This is a genomic window from Plebeiibacterium marinum (assembly GCF_026013615.1).
Taxonomy (GTDB): domain Bacteria; phylum Bacteroidota; class Bacteroidia; order Bacteroidales; family Marinilabiliaceae; genus Saccharicrinis; species Saccharicrinis marinus_A.
Map to the genome: position 1 here is coordinate 88,569 of NZ_JAPDPI010000010.1, position 26,814 is coordinate 115,382.

Sequence of the window (26,814 nt, forward strand, 5' to 3'; positions counted from 1 at the left end):
TACCGTAATTAATTAAAATGAAACATTTAAACCGAACGTAAATACCTGAGGTGAGGGATAACGGCCATTGTCCAACCCAAATACATTAGCACTTTGTGTACTAGCTCCTACTTCCGGATCGAAACCACTATAATTTGTAAATGTGGCAAGATTCTCTATACTAGTATAAGCCCTTACATTACCAAGATGAATCCTTTTTGTAAGACTTTTAGGTAAAGTATATCCAAGTGTGATATTTTTTATACGGATGAACGAACCATCCTCAACATAACGATCTGAAATTCTATCATTATCATTAGGATCCGTCACTACAGCTCTAGGCATATTCGTATTAGAATTTGCAACTCTTACATTATTAACATCTTCCCACCAGTTTTCACCGTAAACACCATCTATTGGCTCTAATCTTGCCCTATCTCTTACTACACCTAACTGGTTATTCCAAATACTCTTCATGTTCGATAAATTAATGGATGTATAGTTCATTACATCATTACCGTACATTCCATTAATAAAAACGCTCAAATCAAAGTTTTTATACGAGAATGTATTATTGAAACCAAACGTAAAATCAGGCATAGGAGATCCAATACTCGTGCGATCATAAGCATTAATAATTCCATCCGGTTTTCCATCAGGCCCACTGATATCTTTATATTTAATATCACCAACATAAGTAGTATTACCAAACATAAAGGATTCTCCATCTGTTGGATATCCTTCTGGTCGTGGACTACTTTGAAGATCTTCCAAATCCTGATATATACCGTCAGTTACATAACCGTAGAAATTAAATAACGGATCGCCAATCTCAGTTAAGGAAACTACATCATTCCATTGACCATATCCTTCAATATGTGCAGATGGAGAACCATCCAGTGCAATTAACTTATTACGATTAAATGATATTTGAAAATCTGTATCCCATACAAAACTACCTTTGAAATTATGGGTTGTTACTGATATTTCAAGTCCTTTATTATTGATTTCACCAAAGTTACCCCAAGGCGATTTCATTGCACTGGATACATTACCTCTTGTTCCCATGTATGAAGGCAATTGGGATTCCATTAACATATCACTTGAGGTTTTATCATATACCTCGAATACCATATCAATAAAATGAAATAGTGATAAATCTAATCCAATATTAATTTGTTCTTGTTTCTCCCATTGGATAAATGGATTGGCAATATTTGACTGACGATAACCAGCTCCTAATCCCGTATCCATTTTTGAGATGGATGCACCCCATAAATATCCTCCTATATTTTGATTTCCCACTTGTCCCCAACCAAAACGAAGTTTGGCATTCGTCATTACCGGTTCTGCCCATTCCATAAATGCTTCATTACTGAGCCTCCATGACCCGGCGAAGGAATTAAAACCTGCCCATCGATTTTTAGGCCCAAAATTAGATGAGCCATCTCTACGATAGGTATAAGTAAACATATAACGTTCATCATAATTATAGGTTAAGCGACCGAAATATGAAGCATTGGCAGAACTTCCAAATCCATAACCAATTTGTGGAGTACCTCCACCAAGTTGTGGATTCTGAATATCATTACTTGGTAAGTTTGTATTATATACCCTTTGATATTCATAGGTACTCTCCCACATATCCTGACCTACCATTAAAGTTGCATTATGCTTTCCTAACTTCTTAGTATAAGTTAAGTAGTTCTTTATTTGCCAAAACACATTCTTATTAACTTGCGAACGCATTGAATTTATAGGACGTTCCCAATTGCCATATACAATTCTTGGTCGAAATACCTCTGCTTTAGAATAATCTAAATTCATAGAACCTTCTGAATGCAACACAAGATCTTTCATAATATTTGCATCAAAGAAAATTGTTCCTCCTAATGAATTTCTATACAAATAATTATCATCATCCATTGCCTTGCCAATTGCATTAGGCTGTGAGATCTGGCCTTCTCTAAAAATACTTGCATAACTTCCATCCAAATTGTAAATAGGCATATCCGGGGTGGTTTGAAGTGCAATTCGAATAATACCTGATTCAGAATCTGCCAACCCCAATCGTTCATCTGTTTGTGTATAATTTAAATTGACTCCCATTTTAAGCCAATCTTTAAGCTGTGTATCCAAATTTGTTCTAAAAGAAAAGCGTTCGAATTCGGTACCAATTATCGTACCCTCCTGATTCAAATATCCTCCTGATACGTAATAGCTTAACATCTCTCCACCACCCGAAATATTTACCTGATGTTGCTGAACCGGTGCCAATTGGAAAATCGCTTCTTGCCAATCTGTGCCATGGCCCAATAATGTAGGATCCATATACTCCAACCTTTCATCACGCCCATTTGTTTCAGCAGCAACAGCATTGCTATATTCTGCAAATTCCTTCAAATTCATTATATCAATGCTTACAGCCTGCCTCTGAATACCATAAGAACCATCATATTCGAATTTTGCATCACCTTTTTTACCTCTTTTAGTAGTAATAATGATGACTCCATTAGCACCTTGCGATCCATAAATGGCTGTAGCAGAAGCATCCTTTAGAATTTCCATCGACACAATATCACTTGGATTAATCTTTGATAAAGGAGATATTCCAGTTGTTGGCGAATTCCCTAACGCATCTCCGAGTCCCAATTCACTGCCACTAGTTCTAGTATTAGTCATGGGTACACCGTCAATTACATACAAGGGCTCAGCTCCTGCATTAATTGTACTTTGACCTCGTACACGAATACTTACAGCTCCACCTGGTTGTCCAGATGTAGATACAGCACTAACCCCTGCAGCACGCCCTTGCAAAGCCTGGTCTAAGTTGGCCATACCTGCTGATTTCAATTTATCCGCGCTCAACGAAACTGAAGCCCCTGACAAATCACTCTTTTTCATTGTACCATAACCAACAACTACAACCTCATCCAATCCTGCAGTTTCCAATTCCATTTTTACATTTACAATCCTTTTGTTAGTTACATCTATTTTTTGATTAATAAAACCAACAAAAGAAAACTTTAGAACAGATTTTTCAGCAGGTAATTCAATTGAATAATTACCATTTACATCACTTATAGTTCCCTTTACTGTTCCTTCCACTACAATAGAAACACCTGGTAACGGCTGACCTAAATCATCCGTAACAACTCCCGTTACTGATCTTTCTTGTCCAAATACAATGTATTGAGTACACAAAAGGACAATAACACCTATTAAACGTAAATTCACATTCATAAATTAATTTTAAATATTAAATACATAGATTTATTTATTCAACTACTATTTTATTTATACACCTATTGTTTTCACTTCTGACCTCGACTATATAGATTCCATTGTTTTGAAGAGAGATACTTCTAAAAGAGTCAGATATTACATTTTCCCATATTTTATCCCCATTCAAATTGTATATATGCACCACCCCCTTTGTTGGTAGATTTCGCAGGAATAATTGTTTATCTTTTACACAAATACTTACCCTTGATACTTCTTTATTAAGATCAGTCCTTGTTGCTAAAGGATCAATAATATATACTCCTTCAACAGTATAATTTGCACCACGAACAAGAATTCCATTAGCTTTTAGTTCTGCTAACATGGGAGGTGTAATAGTAAACTCATAATAGGATAATCCGGATAGATCAACATATGCTTCCGCATCTATTAAATCGCCCCAACTGCTATTAGACAAGTGTCCTTGAGCATTTTCTCCTACATCTTTAACTTTTACTCTGAGCAAATTCCCTTCTTGAGAATTGAGAAAACTACCTGCACTAATTGCTTGGTAACCCTCCCAATTACCAATAACTGTTTCCCCTAACCAAATTGCATTCTGTACTTCATAATTTCCTTCTCCCGGGAATATATCAACTGATGTAAGTGTGTAATTTTTTCCTCGTACAAGAACTCCATTAGATTGCAATTCAGCTAACATCACAGAGGTAATAACAAAGTTGTAACTTTCAGTTCTTAAATTTACCATGCCAGAACCTGCTAAATCAACCCAACTACCATTATTCAATGATAATTGGGCAGAGCTCATATCTATATTAGTAGCTGTAATTTGTAATATATCACCAACGTGAGCATTATTGAACTCTATTGCATCTATAGATTGGTAATTATCCCAATTACCAATAACCAAAGATCCTGTCCATAAATTTTGAGCTGTACATAGTAATGGTAAAAAACTTAAAACCAATACCCATTGCATACATAATACGTGTGTCTTTTTCATAAAAAATAGATTTGTTAATAATTCTTAACAAATCTACCTTACTTACAGCTCCACATAGGTATTGCAATCATTCAATAAACATTGACCTGTCAATAGCTGATATATTTGTCATGCATATATGAAAGATTTATCACTCTTATGCCGAAATCTTAGCAACCAGACTTGATCTAACTATAACCTTAAAAGAATATTTCAACATCCTATTTGTTTCCTTCTAACCGTTGGTAAATGCTTTTTATAAACACTATCAGTTCAAAAGTTGATTAATTAATATATATTCGACCATAAATTCAATATTATGGAGATTAGAAGGATAACTGAAAACGATATTAGGAAATTACAAGAAATTGGCAAACAAACTTTTTTTGAAACATTCTCTGCTGAAAATAGTGAGAATAACATGATTAACTATCTGGAAACGGAATTTTCAACAGAGAAACTCAGTTGTGAACTCCGTAATCAAAGTTCATTATTCTACTTTGCCGAATCAGATAAAAATGTTATTGGATACTTAAAAATTAATTTTGGTGAAGCTCAATCAGAAATGAAAAATATAAATGCTCTTGAAATAGAACGAATTTATGTATTAAAAGAATTTCTCAGAAAAGGTGTAGGACAAAAGCTTTTGGATATGGCTATTAAAAAAGCAAAAGAACTTAAAAAGGACTATGTTTGGTTAGGTGTTTGGGAGCACAACTCTAGAGCTATTAGATTTTATGAGAAAAATGGATTCTTCGCATTTGACAAGCACATATTTAGACTTGGAGAAGACGAACAAACTGACATAATGATGAGATTAGATCCTGTGTAAAAGCTTTAGGTTCATACTCTATTTTCTTTTATATTCCGAAGGATTAACTCCGAATTCTTTTTTGAAGCACCTTCTAAAATATTGTATATCATTAAAACCCACCATATACGACACCTCATTAATCGTTAAACCAGGATCATTTTTAAGGAATTCTGCAGCCTTTTTTACCTTTATCACTTTGATAAATTCTATTGGTGTCATACCTGCATATTTTTTTATCTTCCGATATAAGCTAATTTGAGTAACTCCTATTTTTTGAGCTAGAAGTTCTACTGAAATTTTATCGTCTATTAAATTATCCTCAATAAAATGAATTGCTTTTTTCAAAAAATCCTCATCTTTTGTACTTGCTGTAACTATTGAAGGTTGAACTAGATTTCTTTTTTCGAATTTTTCATTTAGTTTTTGCTGGCCACTTATTATATTCTCTACTTTGGTCAGTAGAATATGAGGATCAAACGGTTTTTCAATAAAATCAATAGCTCCGCTATTCAAGGCATCCATAACAAATTTTTTCTCATCATAAGCTGTGATTATTATCACTGGAATAAAATCTATTGATGAATCCTTTTTTATACGTTTACAAAAATCAATCCCATTCATTAAAGGCATCATTATATCTGCAATTACAAGATTAGGTTTGTACTTTTTAACACTAATCAATCCTTCTTTTCCGTTAGATGCTTCAATTATTTGATACTTTGAAGACAACAAACTATTTAAAAACATTCTAATTTCATCATTATCTTCAATAATCAATACAGTACCGTGAAATTCATTTAAGGATTCTTTGCCTGATATAGTATCCTGAATACCTAAATCATTAAAGTCTTCTTTTAAATAATTTTCAATACTTTTCGACACTGACACTTCTAACTCATCTTTCTCATCCTGCTCTAAAACAACCCTTTGAGGCAAAGTAACCACAAATTTAGTTCCTTCATTAAGCTTACTAGAAACCTCTATTGTTCCTCCTTGCAGGTCAACTAATTTCTTTGTTAAAGAAAGTCCGACACCCCCTCCTTTGGATTTAGAAATTTTATGCGTAGCCGAACTATAAAAGAGGTCAAAAATATTAGGTAGTTCTTCTTTTGATATACCTACCCCTGAATCCTCAATAATAATCTGAATATTATTTGAACTATGTTTAACCAAAACATTTATCTTTCCACCAGACTCTGTGTTTTTAAAAGCATTTGATATCAAATTGTATAATATTTTTTCAATTTTATCATAATCAAAAGCCATAATATAACTACCAGAAGTACTTTCTATGCTAAATTGAATGTTTTTTTCCTCTGCCAAATAACTGAAAACATCATAGATTTCATGAATAGCCTTAATTATATCACCATTTCTAAGATTAAGCTTTAATACTTCTGACTCTATCATCCTAAATTCAAGCAATTGATTTACCAATCGCTGCATTCGATTGGCATTTTTTAAAATAATATCATATAAGGGATTGCTTTTATTTTCTGTTTTCAGTTTTTCTAACGGACCAATAATAAGAGTAAGAGGCGTACGGAATTCGTGGCTTACATTTGTGAAAAAACGATATTTCATTTCATTAATTTCTTTATCCTTTTGTCTCTTAATTTCCTTAGTTACAAGTTCATTTTTAAGCTTTATTTTTATTATGGAGTATCTTTTAAATATCCATAGCAAAAGAAATAATATCAGGGTATAAAGCATATATGCATACCACTTTTGCCATAAAGGAGGCAAAATTTTTACGTCTATCGATACTTCTTTACTATCACTCTGTTTTGCCAGTTTAACTTTAAATTCATAATTGCCTGACCCTAAATTTGTATAAGTTGCACTTCGTTTGTTTCCAACTTTTTGCCACTCGTTATCAAATCCCTCTAATTTGTAAAGAAATTCATCATGTTCAGGATCAATAAAATTTAAAGCTGTGTATTCAAATGTAATGACATTTTGAGCATGATTAATTTTTAAGGAATTCTTGTCTTTTGTTAGAGACTTTTCTATTAAGTTACTATTGAATATTGACTTATTCAACAACTTAACATCAGTCATGACGATATCGTATTTTTGAACAAAGTCCTTAATCGCTGAAGGAGCAAATTGAATAATTCCAATATTACTTCCTAGATAAATATTTCCCTCTCCATCTTTATTCCAGACATTCTCATCAAATTCAATTATCGTTTTCGAATCATATTGCTTATAACTTTTAATGCTATAATCATGCAGATTCATAGCGCACAGTCCTTTTTTAGTAGCTATCCATACTTCCTGATTATAACCTTCAACAATAGAACAGACATAATTACTCGGCAATCCGTAATTATTATCAATTGTTTCAAAGGTGAAATCCTCATTGAATTTATTTAATCCATATCTGGTACAAATCCACAAATTACCGTTTTGATCTTCATTTATGGAGTTTATTATATTATTACTAATGCTGGCATTATTATGTTCGCTATACAAAAACTTCCTGCATCTTTCCGTTCTAATATCAATTAGATTTAATCCCCAGTATGTTCCAATCCAAATTCTATTGTTTTTATCTATATATAAGCAAGTTATATGGTTACTTGAAAGATTACTGTTTTCTATATTAAAGTTCGTAATTTTTCCTTTGATTTTATCATATACATAAAGTCCATTTCCATTTGACCCAACCAATAGTTTATCTCCGTATTCAACAATTGCACTAATCGGGAAGGTACTATTCTGATTTCCAACACTGATTATATCAGAATAATCAACCAGCCCATTTTCCTGATCATATGAAAATAGTGACTTATTATACGTGCCAAACCATAAATTATTCGAGGCATCCATACATGTTGATGTTATAACAATATCAACCCCTTTAAAAGCAGGGATATCAAAGTTTAGTCTGGAATAAGTTTGCATTTCATTATTAAAATAATATAATCCATCTCCACCTGAACCTGCATACAAATCTTTTTGATTTCCTACCGAAATTGATGTATAAAATTTACTTAAACTATCTCCAAATAAATCATTGTATATTTTAAATGAATTTATACTTGATTGATATAATAATTTCACACCAACTTTTCCTGAACTGACCCATATATTGTTATTCCTATCAGCAAAAATATCATCAATGCAACAATAATCTTTATAGCGCTCAACTTCTAGTAATATTTCCCCTTGTTTATTCCCTCTTAAAATTTGATTTATATCATCAAAATAGTATAATCCGGCACCTGAACCTACCCATAATAAATTTTTATCATCAGCAAAAACTGTTTTAATATCACTAAGCATTTCTTTTGATTGTTTTTCAACGATAGAAACTTCATAAACCTTATCATCCTGATATGGCAAAAAGTAATTTGCATTAGTACTACTTACCCAAATCCCACTAGTTATTTCTTTAATACAATTTATATAGGACGAATGGTTAATCTCGGAATAATTATGAACATTAGCTGTTGTAATAGAGTCTTCAAACGCAATTTTATAGACTCCTTCACGACCCGTTAGCCAGATATTTTTGTACTTATCTATACACAGATCTTTTACCTCAAAGTTAATATCCCGATTAAACAAATCGTCTTCAAAAGACCCTTTGTTAAGATTATAAATAAACAATCCTTTATTTGTCCCAATCCAAAGATTATTCCAGTCATCAATGAGCAATTTATTAACAACGACCTCTAATTCCTGACCGTTATATATTAAAGGCATAAAAATAATCTTACCACCATCAGCCTCTATTTTATTCAAACCATTGACTGTTCCTATATATAAATTCAAATCTGCATCCTGAATAATATCATAGATTATACTACTTGACAAACAGTTATTATCATGAGGCCTGTACTGATAATTATTAAAATGTATCCCATCGTACTTCGACAAACCATTTTCCGTTCCAATCCAGATATAACCATGTTTGTCTTGGTAAATTTTATTGACTAAACTACTTAATAAGCCATCTTCGATAGTTAATTCTTTAGCATGATAATCAATTTCTGAAGCGTATAAGAAAATGGAAACTGTACTTAACCATATTATTAAAAACATAGTTCTAAAAGAATAATTACTCATGCCTGACTCCCTGATTAAAATATAAATTTAGCTATTATTAACAGATAATTACAAATTACTTATAGCAAAAAATAGGAATTTGATTTATGAGAAAGATATCTATTAACCTATTTTTTTACATAATCCTTTTAGCTACTAGAGTATTTATTTGAATAATATATTAGGCAATGGCAATGAAAATAATTTTCTATGTTCTTCAGGCATACTCAACTAATGGGGAGTCTTGTCAATACAAATAGCTGTTGAGAAATAAAATTTTATAAATTGGCTTCCTCTTATCATTGAAATAAAGAACATGCACAACCTTTGTGCTACGATTTAAAGATATGAAATAAACAATGGCACTATGGTTTACAGACTGTTCATCTTTTTACACAAGGTTTAAGTGTCCCAGGCCTATATTGTTGCTATCAACTTTCCCATCATACCTGTTTAAACCATAAAAAACCATATTCATCCTGAATAATTGAAGTTACTTCATTTTGAGAAAGTCCTTCTAAAGTGGAAAGACTGGAAACTGAATATTGAGCAGATGCTCTAATACTAAATACAATTGAAAAAACCAGTAAAGCAAAATATATCTTCAAAATCAATAATTTTTATAAATTCTAAACTATATAACCAATATCAAAATATACAGTTCCAAACTATACTAACCATTTGTGTCTCTAATTATTTCAGGATAAATATAAGGATAATAGTTACATCTTATAATTAACATAAAACATCTGTTTGAAAAATTTACAAAGATTACCCTGTTGAAGATATTATAACCTTATTGAAAAGATTATTTTACACAACTAACACACCTCATTCAAACACATCACATGTAACAATCCATTAAAAAACTCCTTTTCCGGAAATCTCAATTTCCTTAGTTTCGCCGGGCAATAAAGCTAAAATGGTATTTTTTGTTAACACTCAACATATAATTTCAATAATTTTTCTGTTTCTGATTTGATTGCAACCTGCTCAATACATAATTTAACCTGAACCAGCTAAAACAAAACAGAGTATTAGCCAGCCCAGGTCAGGCTTCTTAGATATATGCTTACACTAACGTGTGACTAAAATATATTCTTCAGACTTACATTACCTTTGTCTCAAGCCGACGGGCTTTTACTTTCTTCCTACAGCTGAAGAAAGTAAACAAAGAAAGCCGCCGCTGACATGAAAAAGCTAAAAATCACTGCTCTCCGCTAAAAGAAAAGAACTCATTGCGTTCAAACAGCTTTTCTTTCTTAACGCTTCGTTTACTGATTTTTTTAACGCTTTTACATGAAGGCGGTTTAGATACCCTAACATATCGCTCATTATCGTATAACCTTTATTAATATATACAAAATGCATACTCTTATATTTATTCTCAGTCAATAGTGATTGATTTATTCAACCTTACTTTTACTGATATGAACCATTAAAACATCATGAACACCGATAACAGCATTTAATGGTTTTGAGGTATCTCCCAGTTTTTTATCATTAAACAAGTCTTTAATCTTGTACGTATCTTGTTTAAAATTGATAAATCGCTGATTCAGGTCATCACCCATTTCATGTTTCAACCAGTTAAATTCCAAATTAAAATCCGCATCATTTTTATTCACAAATGCAATAGCCCAATCGCCGTCGGCTAAAGGCTTGATCCATGTTTCAATATTAAATTCGTTGCTAAATCTAAATCCCTGAATACCCAAGCTATCCTGATTAACAGCGATTACGCCTTCATTTGTGAGCGTTTTAATGGTTTCCTGACTTGCTGTTCGAATATCATTACCCATGATTAATGGAGTGGCCAACATAGCCCACATGGCAAAATGGCTACGATTTTCTGCATCAGAAAACTCATTGCCCACTTCCATCATATCAAAATCATTCCAATGTCCCGGACCAGCATATTTACGGATGTCTTTGCGCATATCAATAATCTTCCACAACCCCCATGAAGACCAGGTACCGTGTCCTACTTCACAGTCCCAACAATTGATGATATCCCCGGTTACTCTCCAAAGATGCCCCATCTCTTTTCCCCATTTCCATGGTTTATTATCGCCCCATTCGCAAATACTAAATACAATTGGACGTCCTGTTTTATAAAGCGCATCTCTCATGGTATGATACGCCCCTTTGGCATTTAAATTTTCAGTATTGCACCAGTCGTATTTCAGATAATCCACTCCCCAATCGGCATAACACTGCGCATCAATATACTCATATCCTCTGCTTCCGGGGTATCCACCACAGGTTTTACTTCCGGCACAATTGTAAATACCAAACTTTAATCCTTTTGAATGAATATAATCGCCCAATGCTTTCATCCCACTTGGGAAACGTTTGGGATCGCCATAAAGCTTTCCTTCCTCATTTCTTTCTTTGGCCATCCACCCATCATCAAGATTTAAATAGATATACCCGGCATCTCTCAATCCCAATTCAACCATGGCATCAGCGATATCTTTAATCATATCCTCATTTATATCACAACCAAATGTATTCCAGCTGTTCCACCCCATTGGAGGGGTCATTGCCAATCCTTCATACTTTTGACTAAAGCCGTTTAAACAAATCGCAACAAGAAATGCGATTACCATGTATTTTTTCATCATTTATGTATTTTATAGATTTATACTTTATTTGTAAATAATGCCAATCAAGGTTTGATTGTACGACTCCGCTGCCTGTCCGGCAACAGACAAGCAGAGGAGTCGAACGTTTTTTTGAAACCTGGATTCGCATAAAAATTTTATTTCTTCCTTCTTAGAGACAGCTCGTTGGTAATTCCGAGCATATAATTATCGGTAAGTTTATATAATAACAGCAAGGCACCTGACAATCCGGCGGTAATTCCCGGAAAAACACTTATCATCAAGCGAATACCCTCTAAGGATCTGGCTGTTTGTTCAGCATTTGCTTCAAAACCATATGTTCCCAGAATATATAAAGGAAGGACTCCCCCTGCCATCAGACCTAATTTCTGCGACATGGATGAAGACGAGAACAGCAGACCTGTTGCCCTGCGTCCGGTTTTCCATTCTGAATAATCGGCAATATCGGCATACATCGACCAAACAAGAGGCAACACAATTCCGGCACTAATTCCGTTTATAAGATTCAAGACAAAAATCAAGAACACCTGTTGCGGATTCAACCAATACAATAAAACACTAAGTATGGCAGATAAAAACATGGCTATAATAAAGGTATTTTTCTTTCCAATCCGGTTTGACACCGGGATCGCCAGCAAAACACCCAACATATTGGCCACCAACCATATCGTCATGTACATACCCGACAGCTTTCCCCAGCTCACATCACCCAAAACAGGCAACGTTTGATCTTGCACAAAATACTTAAAGTAATACATTATACTGGACTCCCTGAAGGTTAAAAACACAAGCATTAAAACCCCGGCTCCAAGCATGATAAACCATTGTGCGTTTTTAGCCAGGTCTTTTAAATCACTCCACACAGAGTTGTTTTCTTTAATGGCTTTTACATGCTCCTTTGTCCATAGATAAGTCATCACAAAAAAGAAAGCCGCAACAACAGCATAGATTGTAACCATATATTGGTAGCTTTTTGCATCACTCGCCCCTGCATTTTTAAAGAATTCCAGAATAAAAGGTGCTGAAGCCGTCATGGCAATACCCCCGGAATAGGCACCTATAAACCTGAAGGAAGCTAAACTGGTACGTTCTTTTGGGTTGTCCGTCATAACTGCCATTAAGGAACCATAGGGAACATTGATTGCCGTATACACCATCATCATTAAGGTATATGTAATGTAAGCATATATCAATTTGCCCGATGGCCCAAACTCCGGAACGGAAAATGTGAGTACTCCGATTATTCCAAAAGGTATGGCTATCCATAAAAGGTAAGGACGAAACTTTCCTTTTGAGGTGTTAGTCCTGTCGGAAATAATACCCATCAACGGATCGTTTAATCCGTCCCATAACCTTACCATGATAAACATAAATGCTACCGATTCCGGCGACAGCTCAACTATATCTGTATAGAAGAACGTCAGGTACATGGCAAATATCTTCCAGAACATGGAAGATGCAAAGTCACCAAACCCGTAACCTATTTTTTCTTTAATATGTAGTTTTCCTGACATAGTATTTGATTTATAAAGACACTATTCAATTATTTAATTTCCCTATGCGCACAATAAATTCCATCAAAGCCCTGCAATTGTGATAAGGACATTTCCAAAAGCCTACTTTATCTTCTTCAATATGCGGAACCCCTTTTTCGTTTACACTCCAGTACCATTCCCCGTTCACTTTATCAACCAGCTTATTTTTAATAAATTTCCATAGCTTTTCAATCGCAAACAAATAATCTTTATTTCCTGAAATTTCCCAGGCATCAAACAGACCTACCATGGCTTCTGCCTGTGGCCACCAATGCTTATCTGTATCTAAATGATCACCATCCTTTTCATTAAATAAAGAACCATCTTTATCTACCCCTTCTTCCAAAGTAATATAGACAAGGTTTAATGCTGTTTGCTGTACACTTCTTATTATTTTTTCATCGCCTGTTACTTCTGCTGCCTCATGCATCAGCCAGGCACCTTCAATATCATGTCCAAATGAAATAGCTTTAGACTTTTGAGACCAGTCCATATCAAAAAACAAATTAAAATGGCCGGTCTTTTTATCAATAATTTTATCCTGAAATATCTTAATAAGTGATATGATACTTTGCTTTAACTGCAGATCTGGCCAAATACGGTACAAATTTGCATAGGGCTCAAGAATATGTAAATGGGTGTTCATCGATTTGGGCAAGTTGGCATCTTTATCGCTAAGTCGCATATCTTCAAGTTTTGACCAGTCCCTTTTTAAGGCTTCGATATAACCACCATGTTCCTTGTCCCAATATTTATTCTCGATAATATAATATAACTGCCGGGCATATTCCAATGCCTGGGCATTACCTGTTGCCCTGTTGTATTCGGCCAGGGCATATATCCCAAATCCCTGTGCATAAGTCTGTTTCCTGTCACTCGCTACATTTCCCTTATAATCTAAAGCCCATACAAAACCTCCATCTTTCTTGTCCCAAAACTGATTTATCAGATAATGAAAAGCCAAATCGGCTATATCCTTATAATTTTCTTGTTTGGTTATTCGATAAGCAGCCGCAAAAGTCCACAAAATACGTGCATTCAACACAACACCTTTTATTGCCTTGGGATATTTATTTCCAAAATGATCAATTCTACCAATAAACCCTCCATGAACATGATCTATCGCAACACTACTCCAATAATTCAAAAGTCGCGTTAGTTCAGCCTTCATTTCCTCGCTCAAGGCCAACATATCCGACTTGATTATTTCGTCTTTTAATTCTATTATTTTGCTCATGCCATCCTACTTATTACTTTAAATTTGCAATAGCACCAGGTACACATCATAATCCCAGAAAAAAGCATACCCGGTGCCTGCCCTATAATAAAGAACTCTAAATCATTTTTATGAATTCGTTATTCTTATCAATTAGTTCATTAATGGTTTCCACAGAAAGGTGCGAATGCAATTTATCCTGAGGAGAATTGATACAGTAATCAACCAATTGTTCTACTGTTGATGTAGCTACATGCATTCTTGTATCAGAAGATGCATAATAGATATACACTTTCCTCTGCCCATCAGGCAGACAGGCATCATCATCTGTTATCCAGCCATTGGCAAATACAACATTGGATACATCACCCACTCTTTCCTCTTTTAAAGGAGCTATAAAATGCCCATGTGGTTTATGCGTTACAATCCACGGTTTTTCTAAATCTGTCATAAACAGGTACAGAGTATATCTTAAACCTGCTGCTGTATTACGCACCCCATGAGCCAGTTGCAACCATCCATGTTCCGTTTTAATGGGAGCAGGCCCTAAACCATTTTTTACTTCATAAATAGTGTGATAAGTCTTTGCATCAACAATTACCTCCTCTTTTACTTCCGGGTTTTCAATAGTTTCAGATAATCCAAAACCAACACCCCCTCCTTTACCTGTATCAATAAATCCATCTTGAGGACGGGTATAGAAAGCATATTTACCTTCAATCAAATGGGGAAACAATACTACGTTACGCTGCTGCCCGCTGGTAGAAATTAAGTCAGGAAGTCTTTCCCACTCCACCAAATCTTTTGTCCTGGCAATTCCTGCTGCAGCAACTGCGCTGGAAGTATCGCCTTCCGGAGCATTAGGATCTTTGCGCTCAGTACAAAATACGCCATAGATATAACCATCATCATGCTGCGTTAAACGCATATCGTACACATTGATATCCGGGTTTTCGGTTTGGGGCAAGGTGATCGGGCGATCCCAGAATTTAAAGTTATCGATTCCGTTAGGACTTTCTGCTACAGCAAAAAATGATTTACGGTCGTTCCCCTCTACACGAACAACCAACAGGTATTTACCATTTATTTTAATAGCTCCGGAATTCAAAGTTGCATTAAAACCTATGCGCTCCATTAAAAAAGGATTGGTTTCTTTGTTTAAATCATACCGCCAATGCAAGGGAATATGGTCCCTTGTTATAATCGGATTTTTAAAGCGCGCATAAACCCCGTTCACACTAAATTCCTCTTCATTCTTCTTCTCAATTAAGGTTTTATGCTCTGCCTTAATTCTTTTCAACCTATCTTCAAACAATTGCATTTTTATTATCTTTTTATAAATAACACCCTTAAAAATCTACTTTTCACCTAACCCTTTATAATCTTTCAGCAACAAAATATTTTTCCCTGCACAAAATGCTTTGGCATCCTCCTCTGCAGGATGGCCGGGATAAGGAAAAAAGAAATGTACTTTAGGATCGTTGCGCCAAACCATGGCATAACTAAGCTCCCTGCTGATGATTGAATCGTTTAATACTTTGCCCAGCTTTTGTGTAAACCATACCGAATCGGTAACATTGTCAAGACCGGTTTCGGTTAATGCTGCCAGTTTATTCTTTACATTTGCTAAATGAATAATGGTATGTAACTTATCGATTACCACTGTTTCTCCATTCTCCATTTTAAAATCATGATAGTTGTCCAAACCAAGAATATCAACAACATCATCACCCGGATACCAGGTAAGGTATTCATCCTCACCGCTAAAATTTCTATCGGGAGAGTAGGCAACTGCCATGTTCGACAATCCTTTTATATCCCTTAAATATTCAATAGTAAAACGGAATAATTTCTTAAACTCATCTGAAGAACAAGCTTTGCTTCCCCACCAGAACCAATCGCCATCCATCTCGTGCCAGGGGCGAAAAATAAACGGAATCGCATTTCCTTTTTCATCTTTTAAAGAAGTAAAGAAGTTTGCTACTATATCCAGCTGCTTTTTAAAAGCTTCATGATATGCACCTCCCGGTAAAATGTGTTTTACTACTACAGAATCACCATTCCATGCACTCACGGTGTCAATCACGGAATAAGGATGCCAGCTAAAAGTATTCACACCTCCTTTATCATGTCCCCAGATGGCCAACCTCTTGATTGCAGAAAAAGGCACGCTATCTAAATTATGGGTATGATTAAATTCAATACCTCCAAGTTCCCAACCAAATAAGGCGGGGTAATCACCGGTAACCCTATTCACATCTGATTCACCATCGATATAACTCCATTGCATACCATAGGCCAAATCATCCTGATGACCAAAAAGAATACCTTCTCCCTTTATTGATTTTAGTGTTTCAATAATTGGGTTTTCTTTACTTACAACACCTTTCTTTACAGTAGTCTGGCAAGAGAAAAATGACATTGTTGATACCAGCAAACCGTAGGTTATATTTTTAAATTTCATTTTCAATATTTTAAATTACTGTTGTTTTAATCATAGATATTCAGTTCCTTAACATCTTCCTGAAACAGGGTTAGCTGATCATTCTTAAATAAAATGAATTCATCTTTTGCATTTTGAGGACTATCGCTATTAGGTATATACAGATCGCTTTGTGAGCTTGTCCATGGGGCATTAAACCATGCCAAAACCCATGCAATTCGGATGTCGTCAGAACCTTCTTTTATGGCATCTAAAACATTATCGTTCCAAAACTCCGGCTTGGTATTGATGTAATCATTACGATATCCGGTTTCGGCCAGAACAGCTATTTTGTTATGCTCTAAAGCAAATGAAGAAAGATCTACAAGTGAACTTTTCAATGTAGCTTTTGTGGGTTCATAAATATCAACTCCCACTATATCTACATAAGCATCACCCGGATAGTAACTTTCATCTAAAGGATAATTGGGCGACCATGCAAACAACACCAAATCAGATTTTTCTTTGATGTAATCAACAGCCAACTGATAAAAATTTATGTATAAATCACTGCTATGGTAGGTGGCTTCACTTCCCCACCAAAACCAGCCTCCACCCATTTCATGGTAAAGTCGCCAAACAACAGGAAACCCAAGATCATTATTTATGATATCAATAATGGCATCCAACTCTTCATAAAACCAGATACGTGCCCCGTTATTGTTGTTTACGATATCGTACAGCAAAGTTTTATCTGTTTCCCATGTAATTTCGCTCATATATATCTTATTATCGGTACGGCTTTGCTGATGAAAATCAAAAGTCACCACTGCCCCATTTTGATAAGCCTCCTTCGCTTCATCAATATGTAATTGCTTTTCCGTGTCAGACTTGTAGAGCATATAATGAGGATCGATACCATAAACTCCTGGATGATCACCGGTGACATCCTTACAATCAGAAGTAGTTAAATCGTAACTGAGTGCGTTTAATTTAAACGACAGGGGAAATTCCTGACCGAAGATAAATTGGTCACTATTGGCAATATTCCCCAGGTTGCTTAGCAAATTTTTAGTTTCCTGAGTTGCATTTTCATCAATGGGCACATAACTGCCCGACATAAGCACATTTATTACAACCTCGTCACTGGCCGTTGCTCCTGCTGCATCTGTTACCGTAAGGGTAATTGTATATTCACCTTCAGACAAAGCAACCTCTGCTGTTTTTATTGTTGCTAGTGTTTCGCTTCCATTATTCCACTCGTAAGCAGCTATTTCTCCTTCCACATCCGAAGACCCGGTAGCATCTAAGCTTACCAAAGCACTTGAACTTCCCTGGGGGATATAATACGTTTTATCTTCCCCTGCATCGGCTACCGGCAATACGTTATCTGCTTCTGTTATAGTAACCGTGTAGCTTTTTTCTTTGTTGGCCGATTGTAATTTATATGATAATGGATTTGTAAAATCATTGGTTGTTTCTTCCGACACCTGCTTAACATCACCTATAAACAGTTCTGATTCTTCAGATACCGTAAACTTTGCAGTTAATACAGATAAATCACTACCATATAAAACCGTTGCCGTAATATTGTTTTCGTCAATAGAAAAAATAGTATTGGGTAATTCAACAATACTGTAGCTTTTAATAACTATATCTGTGTAAATGATTACTGTATATTCATTTGTAGTTCCATCTTCCGCTACTATACGATACACTACTTCATCCGAGAAATCCTTTTTTGTATAACCCGAACCTTGTACTTGCATGCCTACATATGCTTTAGCCCCCTGTGATATAGTAAAAACAGCCGTTAAACTACTCAGACTTGTACCATCCAGCACTGTTGCTTCTATCTTATTTTCGGCAGTTATTGCAAATTCAATATCAGGTAGTTCCTCTATAGCAAACTCCTCTATAATGGCCAGGCTACTTTTTGCTTCTTCTTTTTTGCATGAAAAAGAAAAAAACAACAGAACGATAACCATTACACACCCAAAATATCTCATACAATTATTTTTTTTGATTATATGTTCATTTATCGAACAGAAAGGAAATAACAAGATAGATGCACCCAATTGTGAGTCAACTCCTATTATAATATCAGTTATCTGTTTCTTGCCAGAATATGATTAAACTTTCTAAAACCTAACAGGCACCAGGCCTGTTAGGTATAATAATTCTCCAAGTATAATTTTAACTACCACATTGGACCATCAGTGATATAAACATCATCGATACTTATTTCATAGGTGCCGCTTTCTACATTACCTGTAGTAAATCCAAATTTCACATAATCAATGGCAACTGAAGGGTCAAATTCAGATGCGTCACCTCCCCAATTACCTAAAATATCAGAAAGCCTAAGCGAAACAGGTTCCCAACCGGATGTCTCTATGTAGTAATTGACATTATCAATACTACCTCCCCATTTCGTGTCATTCTGATAGGTTTCCACCTGAATCATTCCTTTATTTCCATTGGTGTTAGCAATGAAACTAATATGAGGATCTGACATAGAACTCAAATCAATGGAATTATAGTTACCTATTGCTCCCATCCAATTCCATGATCCCGGTACATTATCAACCTTAACAGTATAATAGCCCTCTCCTGCTCCTAAATCAATATCGGCCACATTTAATCCATAGCTGGCTCCTGCCACATTCTCTTCCCAGGTTGGTTCTGCATCTTCAAAATCAAAGACCTTAGCAACCGGGTTTACAGGACCATCTGTAATCATAATCTGATCCACATGAATCTCAAAATCTTCAGGATCTCCATTTGCCACATTACCGGTAATAAAACGCATGGCTACATCGTCAAACACTCCTGTAGCATTAAAGTCGACAAATAACTTTTCAATTGGATATGAACGCCATTCCCATCCATCAGTTTGAACTGCATAATCGTCACCATATTTTAATCCTTCATTGGCATTGGCATTTGTTAAATGATTATCCTTTTCACTGCCCCCCTGAGTCATAAATGGATTAATATATCCTCGTTTGCCGTTTGTATTTACAAGGAAGGTAATATTTGGCTCATGAAATTCCGACAAGTCAACAGACTGTCCGTACCTGATATAGAAATATGTTTTCCATCCTGAAGTTTCACCATTATTAATCACAGAATAATAATGGTTTCCACGAGCTTTTGTAAGTCCGCCAAGATTTAGACCCGCTTGCTGAGGTGCATTCTCAACATCTTGCATCACAGGCTCGCCTGATTCAAAATCCCAAAGAATAATGGGTGCAGCAGGTTCAAACACATCCGTTGGCTCCTCAATAGGAATGCCGGATCTTTGATTATCTGCAATCTCACCAAGCCCTTCGATGACTATCGTAGCTGTTTCCCCGGGAACAAGGACCAACCCTGCTGTTGGCACAGTAATTTTTCCTGTTTCGGAAGGATTTGAGATGGATACAACTTGTTCATTGATGGAAACAGACGTAATTAAATCCACATTATCCCCTTCTATAGTAAAAGCCTCTCCGGAAACAATTTTATTTGGCCATCCGGTTACAACAACATCAGGATAACTTACTTTTATGGTTGCATCCTCATATGAATATTCCCGGTCATACAAGTTTGTTAACGAAAGAAACCCTGTTGTTGCCCTGCGTCCAACTACAAATTGAATTTGACTTTCTGTTGCAGAACCCTCTACAACAACACACTCTCTTCCTGACAGATAGACTTTATGAACTTTATCCAGGTTACTTCCTGAAACCGTTACTACATCGTCAATCATCACGTCATCAGCACTTATGGAATTTATGGTTGACACAGGCCATTCTATATCAAAATCTTCACCCCATTGTTTGTCCTCACAGCCAGAAATAAATACCATCATGGCTGCAAAAACAAGTAGATATATAACTTGATTCATCTTCTTCATAACAATTTAGATTTTATTAGTATCCATTATTTTGTTGTAGCCCCCAATCCTGAACCTCAGATAACGGAATAGGTAACAAGGGTACTTTATTTCCGTTAGGACCATCGATACATTTAGGTAAACAATTCCCTCTTAAATCAACATTTTCATAGCGAAGGGTTGAACCATCCGATACAGTAAAAGTTGCCTTTTTAAGATCAAGGACATCAAAATAATTACCAGTCCTCACCAAATCCCAGTAACGGAATCCTTCAACAGCCAATTCAATCCTTCTTTCGTGATAAATATCCTCAAGCAAATCCTCTCCCGACGAGGTGATTTCTGGTAGATTTCCACTAAATCCGGTTACAACATAAGACAACTCACCTTCTATTGAACCTTTGGCGTATGTACTGGTTCTTGCTCTTGATCTAATTGCTTCGAGCATTGTTTTCGCTGTGGTTTCATCTCCCAGGTGATATGATGCTTCGGCATGCATCAATAAAACCTCGGCATAACGCGCCTTACGTATATTAGCCGGACTACTGGTGCTGTTAGAAGGTCGGTATCCTGGCTCCAGGGCTGCTTTCCTGCTTAGATAAGGAGTCATTTGCTGACTTAAATCAAATTCCTGAGTAACACCATGAACTACACCACCTTGAATACTCTCACCATACAAACTACAACTTAAACGAGGATCATTGTCTTCATAAGCATCAAATAAATTAACTGTAGGATTGTTGAATCCCCAACCCCAATCCATCCTGTTACCCTGGAACTGATTGCTGTTTGTACCTGTTTTACCAGGGGCTGTACCTGTAGAACCCACTTCCATTTGCAATTCAAAAATGGACTCTGAATTATTCTCTCCTTCCATTTCAAAAATGGTGGCATAATTGCTTACTAAGGTATACTCATTACTTGATATCACTGCATTTGTCTGATCAAACACATCCTGCCAAGTTGCCTCTCCCAGTGCATCCATACCAATTTGATACATTAATGCCCGGGCAAGGAATGTACGTGCAGCTCCTTTTGTTGCACGTCCTAAATCGGTTGAACCATAAGCACTTTTTTCAGGGAGCAAGTCAACTGCTGCAGTAAAATCAGCAATAACCTGCTCAAATGTTTCATGATAAGAGGCCCTGTCAATCTGGCCAAATTGCTCAGGTGTTACAGGGGTTGTAAACACAGGTACCCCACCAAATACTTTAACCAGGTAGAAGTAAAAGTAGCCCCTGATAAAAGATGCCTCACCTTTAAGCCTGTTCAGCAAATCTTCATCCAACTCACTGTTTTCTAACTGAAGCAACACATTATTTGCCCGGTAAATACCATCGTAACATTTAATCCAAAGCGAAACAACAATTGGGTTATCACTTGTTGTCCTCCATTCTATAATATCTTGTATTTCGGTAAAGTCAGCTTCTGTACTGCCTTTTTCAGAATCATCGCTCAGCAGATCGCCAAAGAACCACTCGTAATTGTGAGTTAACCATTGATCATCCGGTCCGGGACCTTCTGTCATACCAATCAAATCATAACATGCATTAACAGCGTACACTGCATTTTCCGGAGTATCAAAGAAATTACTTTCAGTTTCCGCAGCAATAGGGTCAACTTCTAAAAAATCAGAGCAACTACTAATTAATAAAGTCAGCCCCAATAACCATATTGAATAAAATATTTTCATCGTTGTAATTACTTTAAAAATTAAAAAGTGATATTAATACCTCCGGTTAATATTGTAGGTATTGGATAAGTAGCACCATCAACACCGGCACGAAGGGCATCCCCCTGGAAATTTCCAATTTCCGGATTCCAGCCAGAATAGTCTGTAAGCGTAAACAGGTTATCCGCAGAACAGTAAATTCTTAGTTTTGAAAGACCTATTTTACTAACCAGGTTTTTAGGCAGCGTATATCCTAACTGCAGGTTTCTTAACCGAAGATATGTACCATCCTCAACATATCGGTCTGAGAAACGGTCGTTATTGTTCGGATCGCTGGCGGTCATTCTTGGTTCATTGTTTTCCGGAGTTTCTGCAGTCCAACGCTTTAATCGATCTGTGGAATAATTTGACAAAACACCCCCTGTTTGATACCAGAATGCAGGTCCGTTTACAATTTCATTACCCACTGACGCATAAAAGAAGGCTTTAAAATCGAATCCTTTATATCCCATGGTAATATTTAAGCCGGCAGTAAAATCCGGAAAAGCACTACCTAATTTTACCAGGTCGTTATCATCAATAACACCATCTTCATGAGAATCAACAAACTTCACATCACCCAGTTGTGCTTTTTCACCCGGCAGCATGGCCAGATACTCATCCAGTTCCTGTTGTGTATTGATAATCCCATCGGTTTTCATTCCATAAAAATAGGCCAGCTCGTCCCCTTCCACAGTGCGGGTTGTTGATGTAAAACCAGATACTCCATCATCTCTCAGTTCTCCCCCTTCTGCCATTTTGGTAACTTCATTTTTTACCGTACTAATATTTAAGCCAACAGAATACTGAAACCCTGAATCAAACTGTTCTCTCCATGTTAAAGCCACATCATAACCAATATTTTCCATTGAAGCGGCATTTACATATGGACGTTGAGCTCCTACGTAATAAGGAATCGGAGCATCCATTAACATGTCCTTAGTTTTCCTGTTAAAATAATCCAACGACACATCCAGTCTTTGATTTAAAAAACTCAGGTCAACACCAATGTTGGTCTGATCAGAAGTTTCCCATTTTAAATCGGGGTTTGCCAAACGTTTAGCCACAGCTCCATCAACAATGGAACCTCCAAAAACATAAGTATACCCATTAACCATTGTCGTTACGTAGTTAAAGTTACCTGCCGACTGCTCATTACCTACCTGTCCCCAACCTGCACGAACTTTAAATCTATCCAGAAAATCCACATTTTGCATAAAAGCCTCTTCCTTCACGTTCCATCCTGCAGAAAATGATGGAAACACTCCCCATTTGTTGTCATCAAGAAACTTAGATGATCCATCTGCACGAACAGTTGCTGTAAACAAATAACGGCTTTTATATGAATAATTAGCCCTTGCAAAATACGACAGCAAGGTATTTTTAGATGCACCTCCATTAATCTCCATCATATCAACATTGGTGGCAAGTCCCAGGTACATTAAGTCTTTATTTGAAGAAACCCCGTAACCCCTTGCAGAAATATCATTTGAAGAAAAAACCTGGGCTTCTGCCCCTGCCATTGCATTGATACTATGATCACCAGACACCTTATTGTAGTTGAAGTAGCCATTCCAGGTATAATTGATCATTTGTTCCCTCTCCTCATACAATTCACTTTCATCACGCTTTTGATCCACATCCGCATAATAGGCTGGAGAATAAATCTTTTCGCTATTAAACTTTAAATCAGCGCCAAACATAGTAGTAAAGCTCAAACCTTCAAGAAATAAATCATCCACCTTTAAATTAAAATTACCTACAATCTTATGATCTCCCCTGGTTTGATATTTTGCTTCATCAATAAACCTTGCAGGATTACCAAGTACAGTACCTCCAATAACACGACTTCCGTAATCATTTTTATAATCATCCCAGGCCGCAGTTAATGGATCAATCTGCAACGCCACAGGCAATGCCCCGGTCCATGCATTATCATTATGAATATTCTTTTTGTAAGTTGAATACGCAATTTTTGCACCCACTTTTACTTTCTTACTTATTTTATACTCATTGTTTGCCCACAAGAACAACTTATCCATTCCACTATTATCAACAATACCCTCTTGCTGAAAAAAGGTAGCTCCTACATTATAACTTACATTTTCGCTACCGCCCCGTATTGAAAGATTGTAGTTTTGAATAGGTGCGACCTGTAGCAATTCATCCTGCCAATCCGTTCCTTTCAGGTTGTTATTGATAACATAATTAAGCTTAGCCATATCAGACTCTGAAATCAAACTCAGCTTATTATCATTTTCGTAGGCCTCTAACCGAAGGGTTGCATATTCCGAAGAATTAGTCAAATCTATTGTATTATTAACATACTGAACCCCGGCAAAAGCATTTGCTTCAATAACTGCTTTACCTGACTTACCTTGTTTTGTAGTTACCAATACAACACCATTAGCTCCCCTTGAACCATAAATCGCTGTTGCAGAAGCATCTTTTAATATTTCGATACTTTGAATATTTGAAGGATCCAGATTACTAATATCATTGGTTGGAAAACCATCCACCACATAAATAGGGTTACTTTCGCCCCAGGAACCAACACCACGGATCCTGATTTTTACACCAGATCCAGGTTCTCCGGAATTGGCCACCACATCAACACCGGCCACTTTACCTTGTAACGTTTGCACAACATCAGTAGTCGCTACCTGTTGAAGATCATCACCTCCAACTTTTGATACCGCACCGGTTAAATCACTTTTTCTGATAGTACCATATCCAACTACCACCACTTCATCAATATCCTGTACGGAAGCTACCATTGTAACATTTATGTTTAAACTCCCTTCCACCTTAACTTCCTGGGTATCATAACCAATAAATGAGAAGACTAAAACCTTTTCTCCATCCCCTATTGATAATAGATAATTACCATCAATATCTGTAATAGTACCATTGGTTGTACCTTTTACAACTATTGATACGCCCGGCAAAGACTCTCCTGTTGAATCTATTACCTTTCCGCTAATTGATCGCTGCTGGGCTTTAGCAACCCAAAATGCCGAAAGCATAAACAGCATCATAAAAATTCGCAGACCACTTTTCATAAATACTTGTTTTAAAAAGATTTAATTATACCTTGATTCAATCTGATTTCCGGAAATAAATCATCAATACAAAAATATATCCTATCAACACCCTTATCAAATAGTTTTATATCACTTAATGATACTTTTTTATCAAATATATTTCACTTACCATTAACACATATTACCTTTTAAAAAATCAACAACCTCTAACAAAACACTCTTATTCCTTTCTCACAGCCACTTAGGATCTTTTTAAGAAATTAAAACACTGCGCTTTTATACACTTTTTAACTTTTGTCAGTGAATTATTTTTATATTTTTATATCATATCATCATTTTTTAATGATACTTTTATATCATCTTCAAAATACCAATAGAACATATCACCATGAAAGATCAAATTCACCGCGAAATAACTCCATTAAAAGAGAATGATTGTTTTTTAATATTTGACAGAGAAAGAAAAGGTTTTACTTTCCCGATTCATTTTCATCCAGAATTTGAGATCAACTACATAGCTAATGCAGTTGGGGCCAAACGGGTTGTAGGGGACCATATTGGAGAAGCTGAAGAACGAGAATTGGTTATGGTTGGCCCTAACCTTTACCATGGGTGGGAAAATGGAAACTATAATCCGAACGATATGCTTCACGAAATAACAATACAGTTTCCTCGCGAACTATTTGACGAAGCGCTATTCAACCGCAACCTCCTAAAACCCATAAAAGAACTTTTTGGGAACGCAAACCGGGGTATTCTTTTTTCACAGGACACTATCAGACTTATTGAACCCAAATTACTGGAACTTAGTAAAAAAAGAGGATTTGACAGCTTCCTGGAATTCCAATCACTACTATACGACCTGGCAATTTCGCGCGACCAGCAATTATTAACCAACGTAGCTTTTCAGCGCCAAAGTGACTTCCACAACAGCGAACGTATAGAAACTGTATATAATTATATTAAAGAAAACTATGCTTTAAAACTGAAAGTTGAAGATGCAGCACAGCTCGTCAACATGTCTGTCGTTTCCTTTAGTCGCTTAATAAAGCAACGCACCGGAAAATCATTTGTTGATTTTGTTAACGAGATAAGATTAGGAATTGCCACCAGGTCACTTATTGAAACCAACAAAAGTGTTTCTGAAATTTGTTTTGAATGTGGTTTTAACAACATATCCAATTTTAACAGAATCTTCAGAAAGAAACAGAATTGTACACCAAGTGAATTCAGGACAAATTTCACCGGGGTCAGGAACGTTCTTTAAACACTTATATATCGAGCAGAGGATGTTCTGAATGTGAC

15 protein-coding genes are annotated in these 26,814 nt (G+C 35.9%); 2 read left to right on the forward strand and 13 right to left on the reverse strand.

All coding sequences use genetic code 11. The features are described 5' to 3' along the window. Nucleotides 1-12: 12 nt before the first annotated feature. Entirely contained in the window at nt 13-3,222 is a 3,210-nt protein-coding gene (locus tag OM074_RS06950; RefSeq protein ID WP_301198730.1) for a SusC/RagA family TonB-linked outer membrane protein, read from the reverse strand. 34 nt (nt 3,223-3,256) lie between these two features. Beyond that, on the reverse strand, nt 3,257-4,225 hold the full coding sequence (locus OM074_RS06955) for a T9SS type A sorting domain-containing protein (protein WP_301198731.1): 969 nt from the start codon (nt 4,223-4,225) through the stop codon (nt 3,257-3,259). 298 nt (nt 4,226-4,523) lie between these two features. Here OM074_RS06955 and OM074_RS06960 point away from each other — a divergent pair, with 298 nt between their 5' ends. Continuing rightward, the gene (locus OM074_RS06960; RefSeq protein WP_301198732.1) at nt 4,524-5,036 is read left to right on the forward strand and encodes a GNAT family N-acetyltransferase; all 513 of its coding nucleotides are present in this window, start codon (nt 4,524-4,526) and stop codon (nt 5,034-5,036) included. Between the two features lie 18 nt (nt 5,037-5,054). On the opposite strand, the gene OM074_RS06965 is transcribed toward OM074_RS06960, so the two are convergent. The 11 genes from OM074_RS06965 to OM074_RS07015 form a co-directional block, all read right to left on the reverse strand. Then, the gene (locus OM074_RS06965) at nt 5,055-9,095 is read right to left on the reverse strand and encodes a hybrid sensor histidine kinase/response regulator transcription factor (RefSeq protein ID WP_301198733.1); all 4,041 of its coding nucleotides are present in this window, start codon (nt 9,093-9,095) and stop codon (nt 5,055-5,057) included. 422 nt (nt 9,096-9,517) lie between these two features. Beyond that, the gene (locus OM074_RS06970) at nt 9,518-9,682 is read right to left on the reverse strand and encodes a two-component regulator propeller domain-containing protein (RefSeq protein WP_301198734.1); all 165 of its coding nucleotides are present in this window, start codon (nt 9,680-9,682) and stop codon (nt 9,518-9,520) included. 798 nt (nt 9,683-10,480) lie between these two features. Next, nucleotides 10,481-11,701, reverse strand: a complete 1,221-nt coding sequence (locus OM074_RS06975; RefSeq protein WP_301198735.1) for a glycoside hydrolase family 27 protein — start codon at nt 11,699-11,701, stop codon at nt 10,481-10,483. Between the two features lie 137 nt (nt 11,702-11,838). Further along, a complete protein-coding gene (locus OM074_RS06980) occupies nt 11,839-13,215 on the reverse strand; it encodes an MFS transporter (protein ID WP_301198736.1) in 1,377 nt (458 codons plus the stop codon). 25 nt (nt 13,216-13,240) lie between these two features. After that, entirely contained in the window at nt 13,241-14,473 is a 1,233-nt protein-coding gene (locus OM074_RS06985) for an AGE family epimerase/isomerase (protein ID WP_301198737.1), read from the reverse strand. A 97-nt stretch (nt 14,474-14,570) separates the two neighbouring features. Then, nucleotides 14,571-15,773, reverse strand: a complete 1,203-nt coding sequence (locus tag OM074_RS06990) for a glycoside hydrolase family 130 protein (protein ID WP_301198738.1) — start codon at nt 15,771-15,773, stop codon at nt 14,571-14,573. Between the two features lie 36 nt (nt 15,774-15,809). After that, on the reverse strand, nt 15,810-16,916 hold the full coding sequence (locus tag OM074_RS06995; RefSeq protein WP_301198739.1) for a glycoside hydrolase family 26 protein: 1,107 nt from the start codon (nt 16,914-16,916) through the stop codon (nt 15,810-15,812). A 26-nt stretch (nt 16,917-16,942) separates the two neighbouring features. Further along, on the reverse strand, nt 16,943-18,883 hold the full coding sequence (locus OM074_RS07000; protein WP_301198740.1) for a glycosyl hydrolase: 1,941 nt from the start codon (nt 18,881-18,883) through the stop codon (nt 16,943-16,945). A 191-nt stretch (nt 18,884-19,074) separates the two neighbouring features. Next, nucleotides 19,075-20,775, reverse strand: coding sequence for a hypothetical protein (locus OM074_RS07005; RefSeq protein WP_301198741.1), 1,701 nt, complete (start codon nt 20,773-20,775; stop codon nt 19,075-19,077). 16 nt (nt 20,776-20,791) lie between these two features. Further along, nucleotides 20,792-22,447: a RagB/SusD family nutrient uptake outer membrane protein gene (locus OM074_RS07010; RefSeq protein ID WP_301198742.1), complete on the reverse strand. Its 1,656-nt coding sequence runs from the start codon at nt 22,445-22,447 to the stop codon at nt 20,792-20,794. A 20-nt stretch (nt 22,448-22,467) separates the two neighbouring features. Further along, the gene (locus OM074_RS07015) at nt 22,468-25,527 is read right to left on the reverse strand and encodes a SusC/RagA family TonB-linked outer membrane protein (protein WP_301198743.1); all 3,060 of its coding nucleotides are present in this window, start codon (nt 25,525-25,527) and stop codon (nt 22,468-22,470) included. A gap of 370 nt (nt 25,528-25,897) precedes the next feature. On the opposite strand from OM074_RS07015, the gene OM074_RS07020 reads away from it, so the two are divergent. Next, nucleotides 25,898-26,776, forward strand: coding sequence for an AraC family transcriptional regulator (locus OM074_RS07020; RefSeq protein WP_301198744.1), 879 nt, complete (start codon nt 25,898-25,900; stop codon nt 26,774-26,776). Nucleotides 26,777-26,814: the final 38 nt, after the last annotated feature.

What these genes read in the sequence shown, in the direction of transcription:
- OM074_RS06950 (WP_301198730.1), bottom strand. Translation starts at nt 3,222, where the DNA reads ATGAATGTGAATTTACGTTTAATAGGTGTTATTGTCCTTTTGTGTACT.
- OM074_RS06955 (WP_301198731.1), bottom strand. Translation starts at nt 4,225, where the DNA reads ATGAAAAAGACACACGTATTATGTATGCAATGGGTATTGGTTTTAAGT.
- OM074_RS06960 (WP_301198732.1), top strand. Translation starts at nt 4,524, where the DNA reads ATGGAGATTAGAAGGATAACTGAAAACGATATTAGGAAATTACAAGAA.
- OM074_RS06965 (WP_301198733.1), bottom strand. Translation starts at nt 9,095, where the DNA reads ATGAGTAATTATTCTTTTAGAACTATGTTTTTAATAATATGGTTAAGT.
- OM074_RS06975 (WP_301198735.1), bottom strand. Translation starts at nt 11,701, where the DNA reads ATGATGAAAAAATACATGGTAATCGCATTTCTTGTTGCGATTTGTTTA.
- OM074_RS06980 (WP_301198736.1), bottom strand. Translation starts at nt 13,215, where the DNA reads ATGTCAGGAAAACTACATATTAAAGAAAAAATAGGTTACGGGTTTGGT.
- OM074_RS06985 (WP_301198737.1), bottom strand. Translation starts at nt 14,473, where the DNA reads ATGAGCAAAATAATAGAATTAAAAGACGAAATAATCAAGTCGGATATG.
- OM074_RS06990 (WP_301198738.1), bottom strand. Translation starts at nt 15,773, where the DNA reads ATGCAATTGTTTGAAGATAGGTTGAAAAGAATTAAGGCAGAGCATAAA.
- OM074_RS06995 (WP_301198739.1), bottom strand. Translation starts at nt 16,916, where the DNA reads ATGAAATTTAAAAATATAACCTACGGTTTGCTGGTATCAACAATGTCA.
- OM074_RS07000 (WP_301198740.1), bottom strand. Translation starts at nt 18,883, where the DNA reads ATGAGATATTTTGGGTGTGTAATGGTTATCGTTCTGTTGTTTTTTTCT.
- OM074_RS07005 (WP_301198741.1), bottom strand. Translation starts at nt 20,775, where the DNA reads ATGAAGAAGATGAATCAAGTTATATATCTACTTGTTTTTGCAGCCATG.
- OM074_RS07010 (WP_301198742.1), bottom strand. Translation starts at nt 22,447, where the DNA reads ATGAAAATATTTTATTCAATATGGTTATTGGGGCTGACTTTATTAATT.
- OM074_RS07015 (WP_301198743.1), bottom strand. Translation starts at nt 25,527, where the DNA reads ATGAAAAGTGGTCTGCGAATTTTTATGATGCTGTTTATGCTTTCGGCA.
- OM074_RS07020 (WP_301198744.1), top strand. Translation starts at nt 25,898, where the DNA reads ATGAAAGATCAAATTCACCGCGAAATAACTCCATTAAAAGAGAATGAT.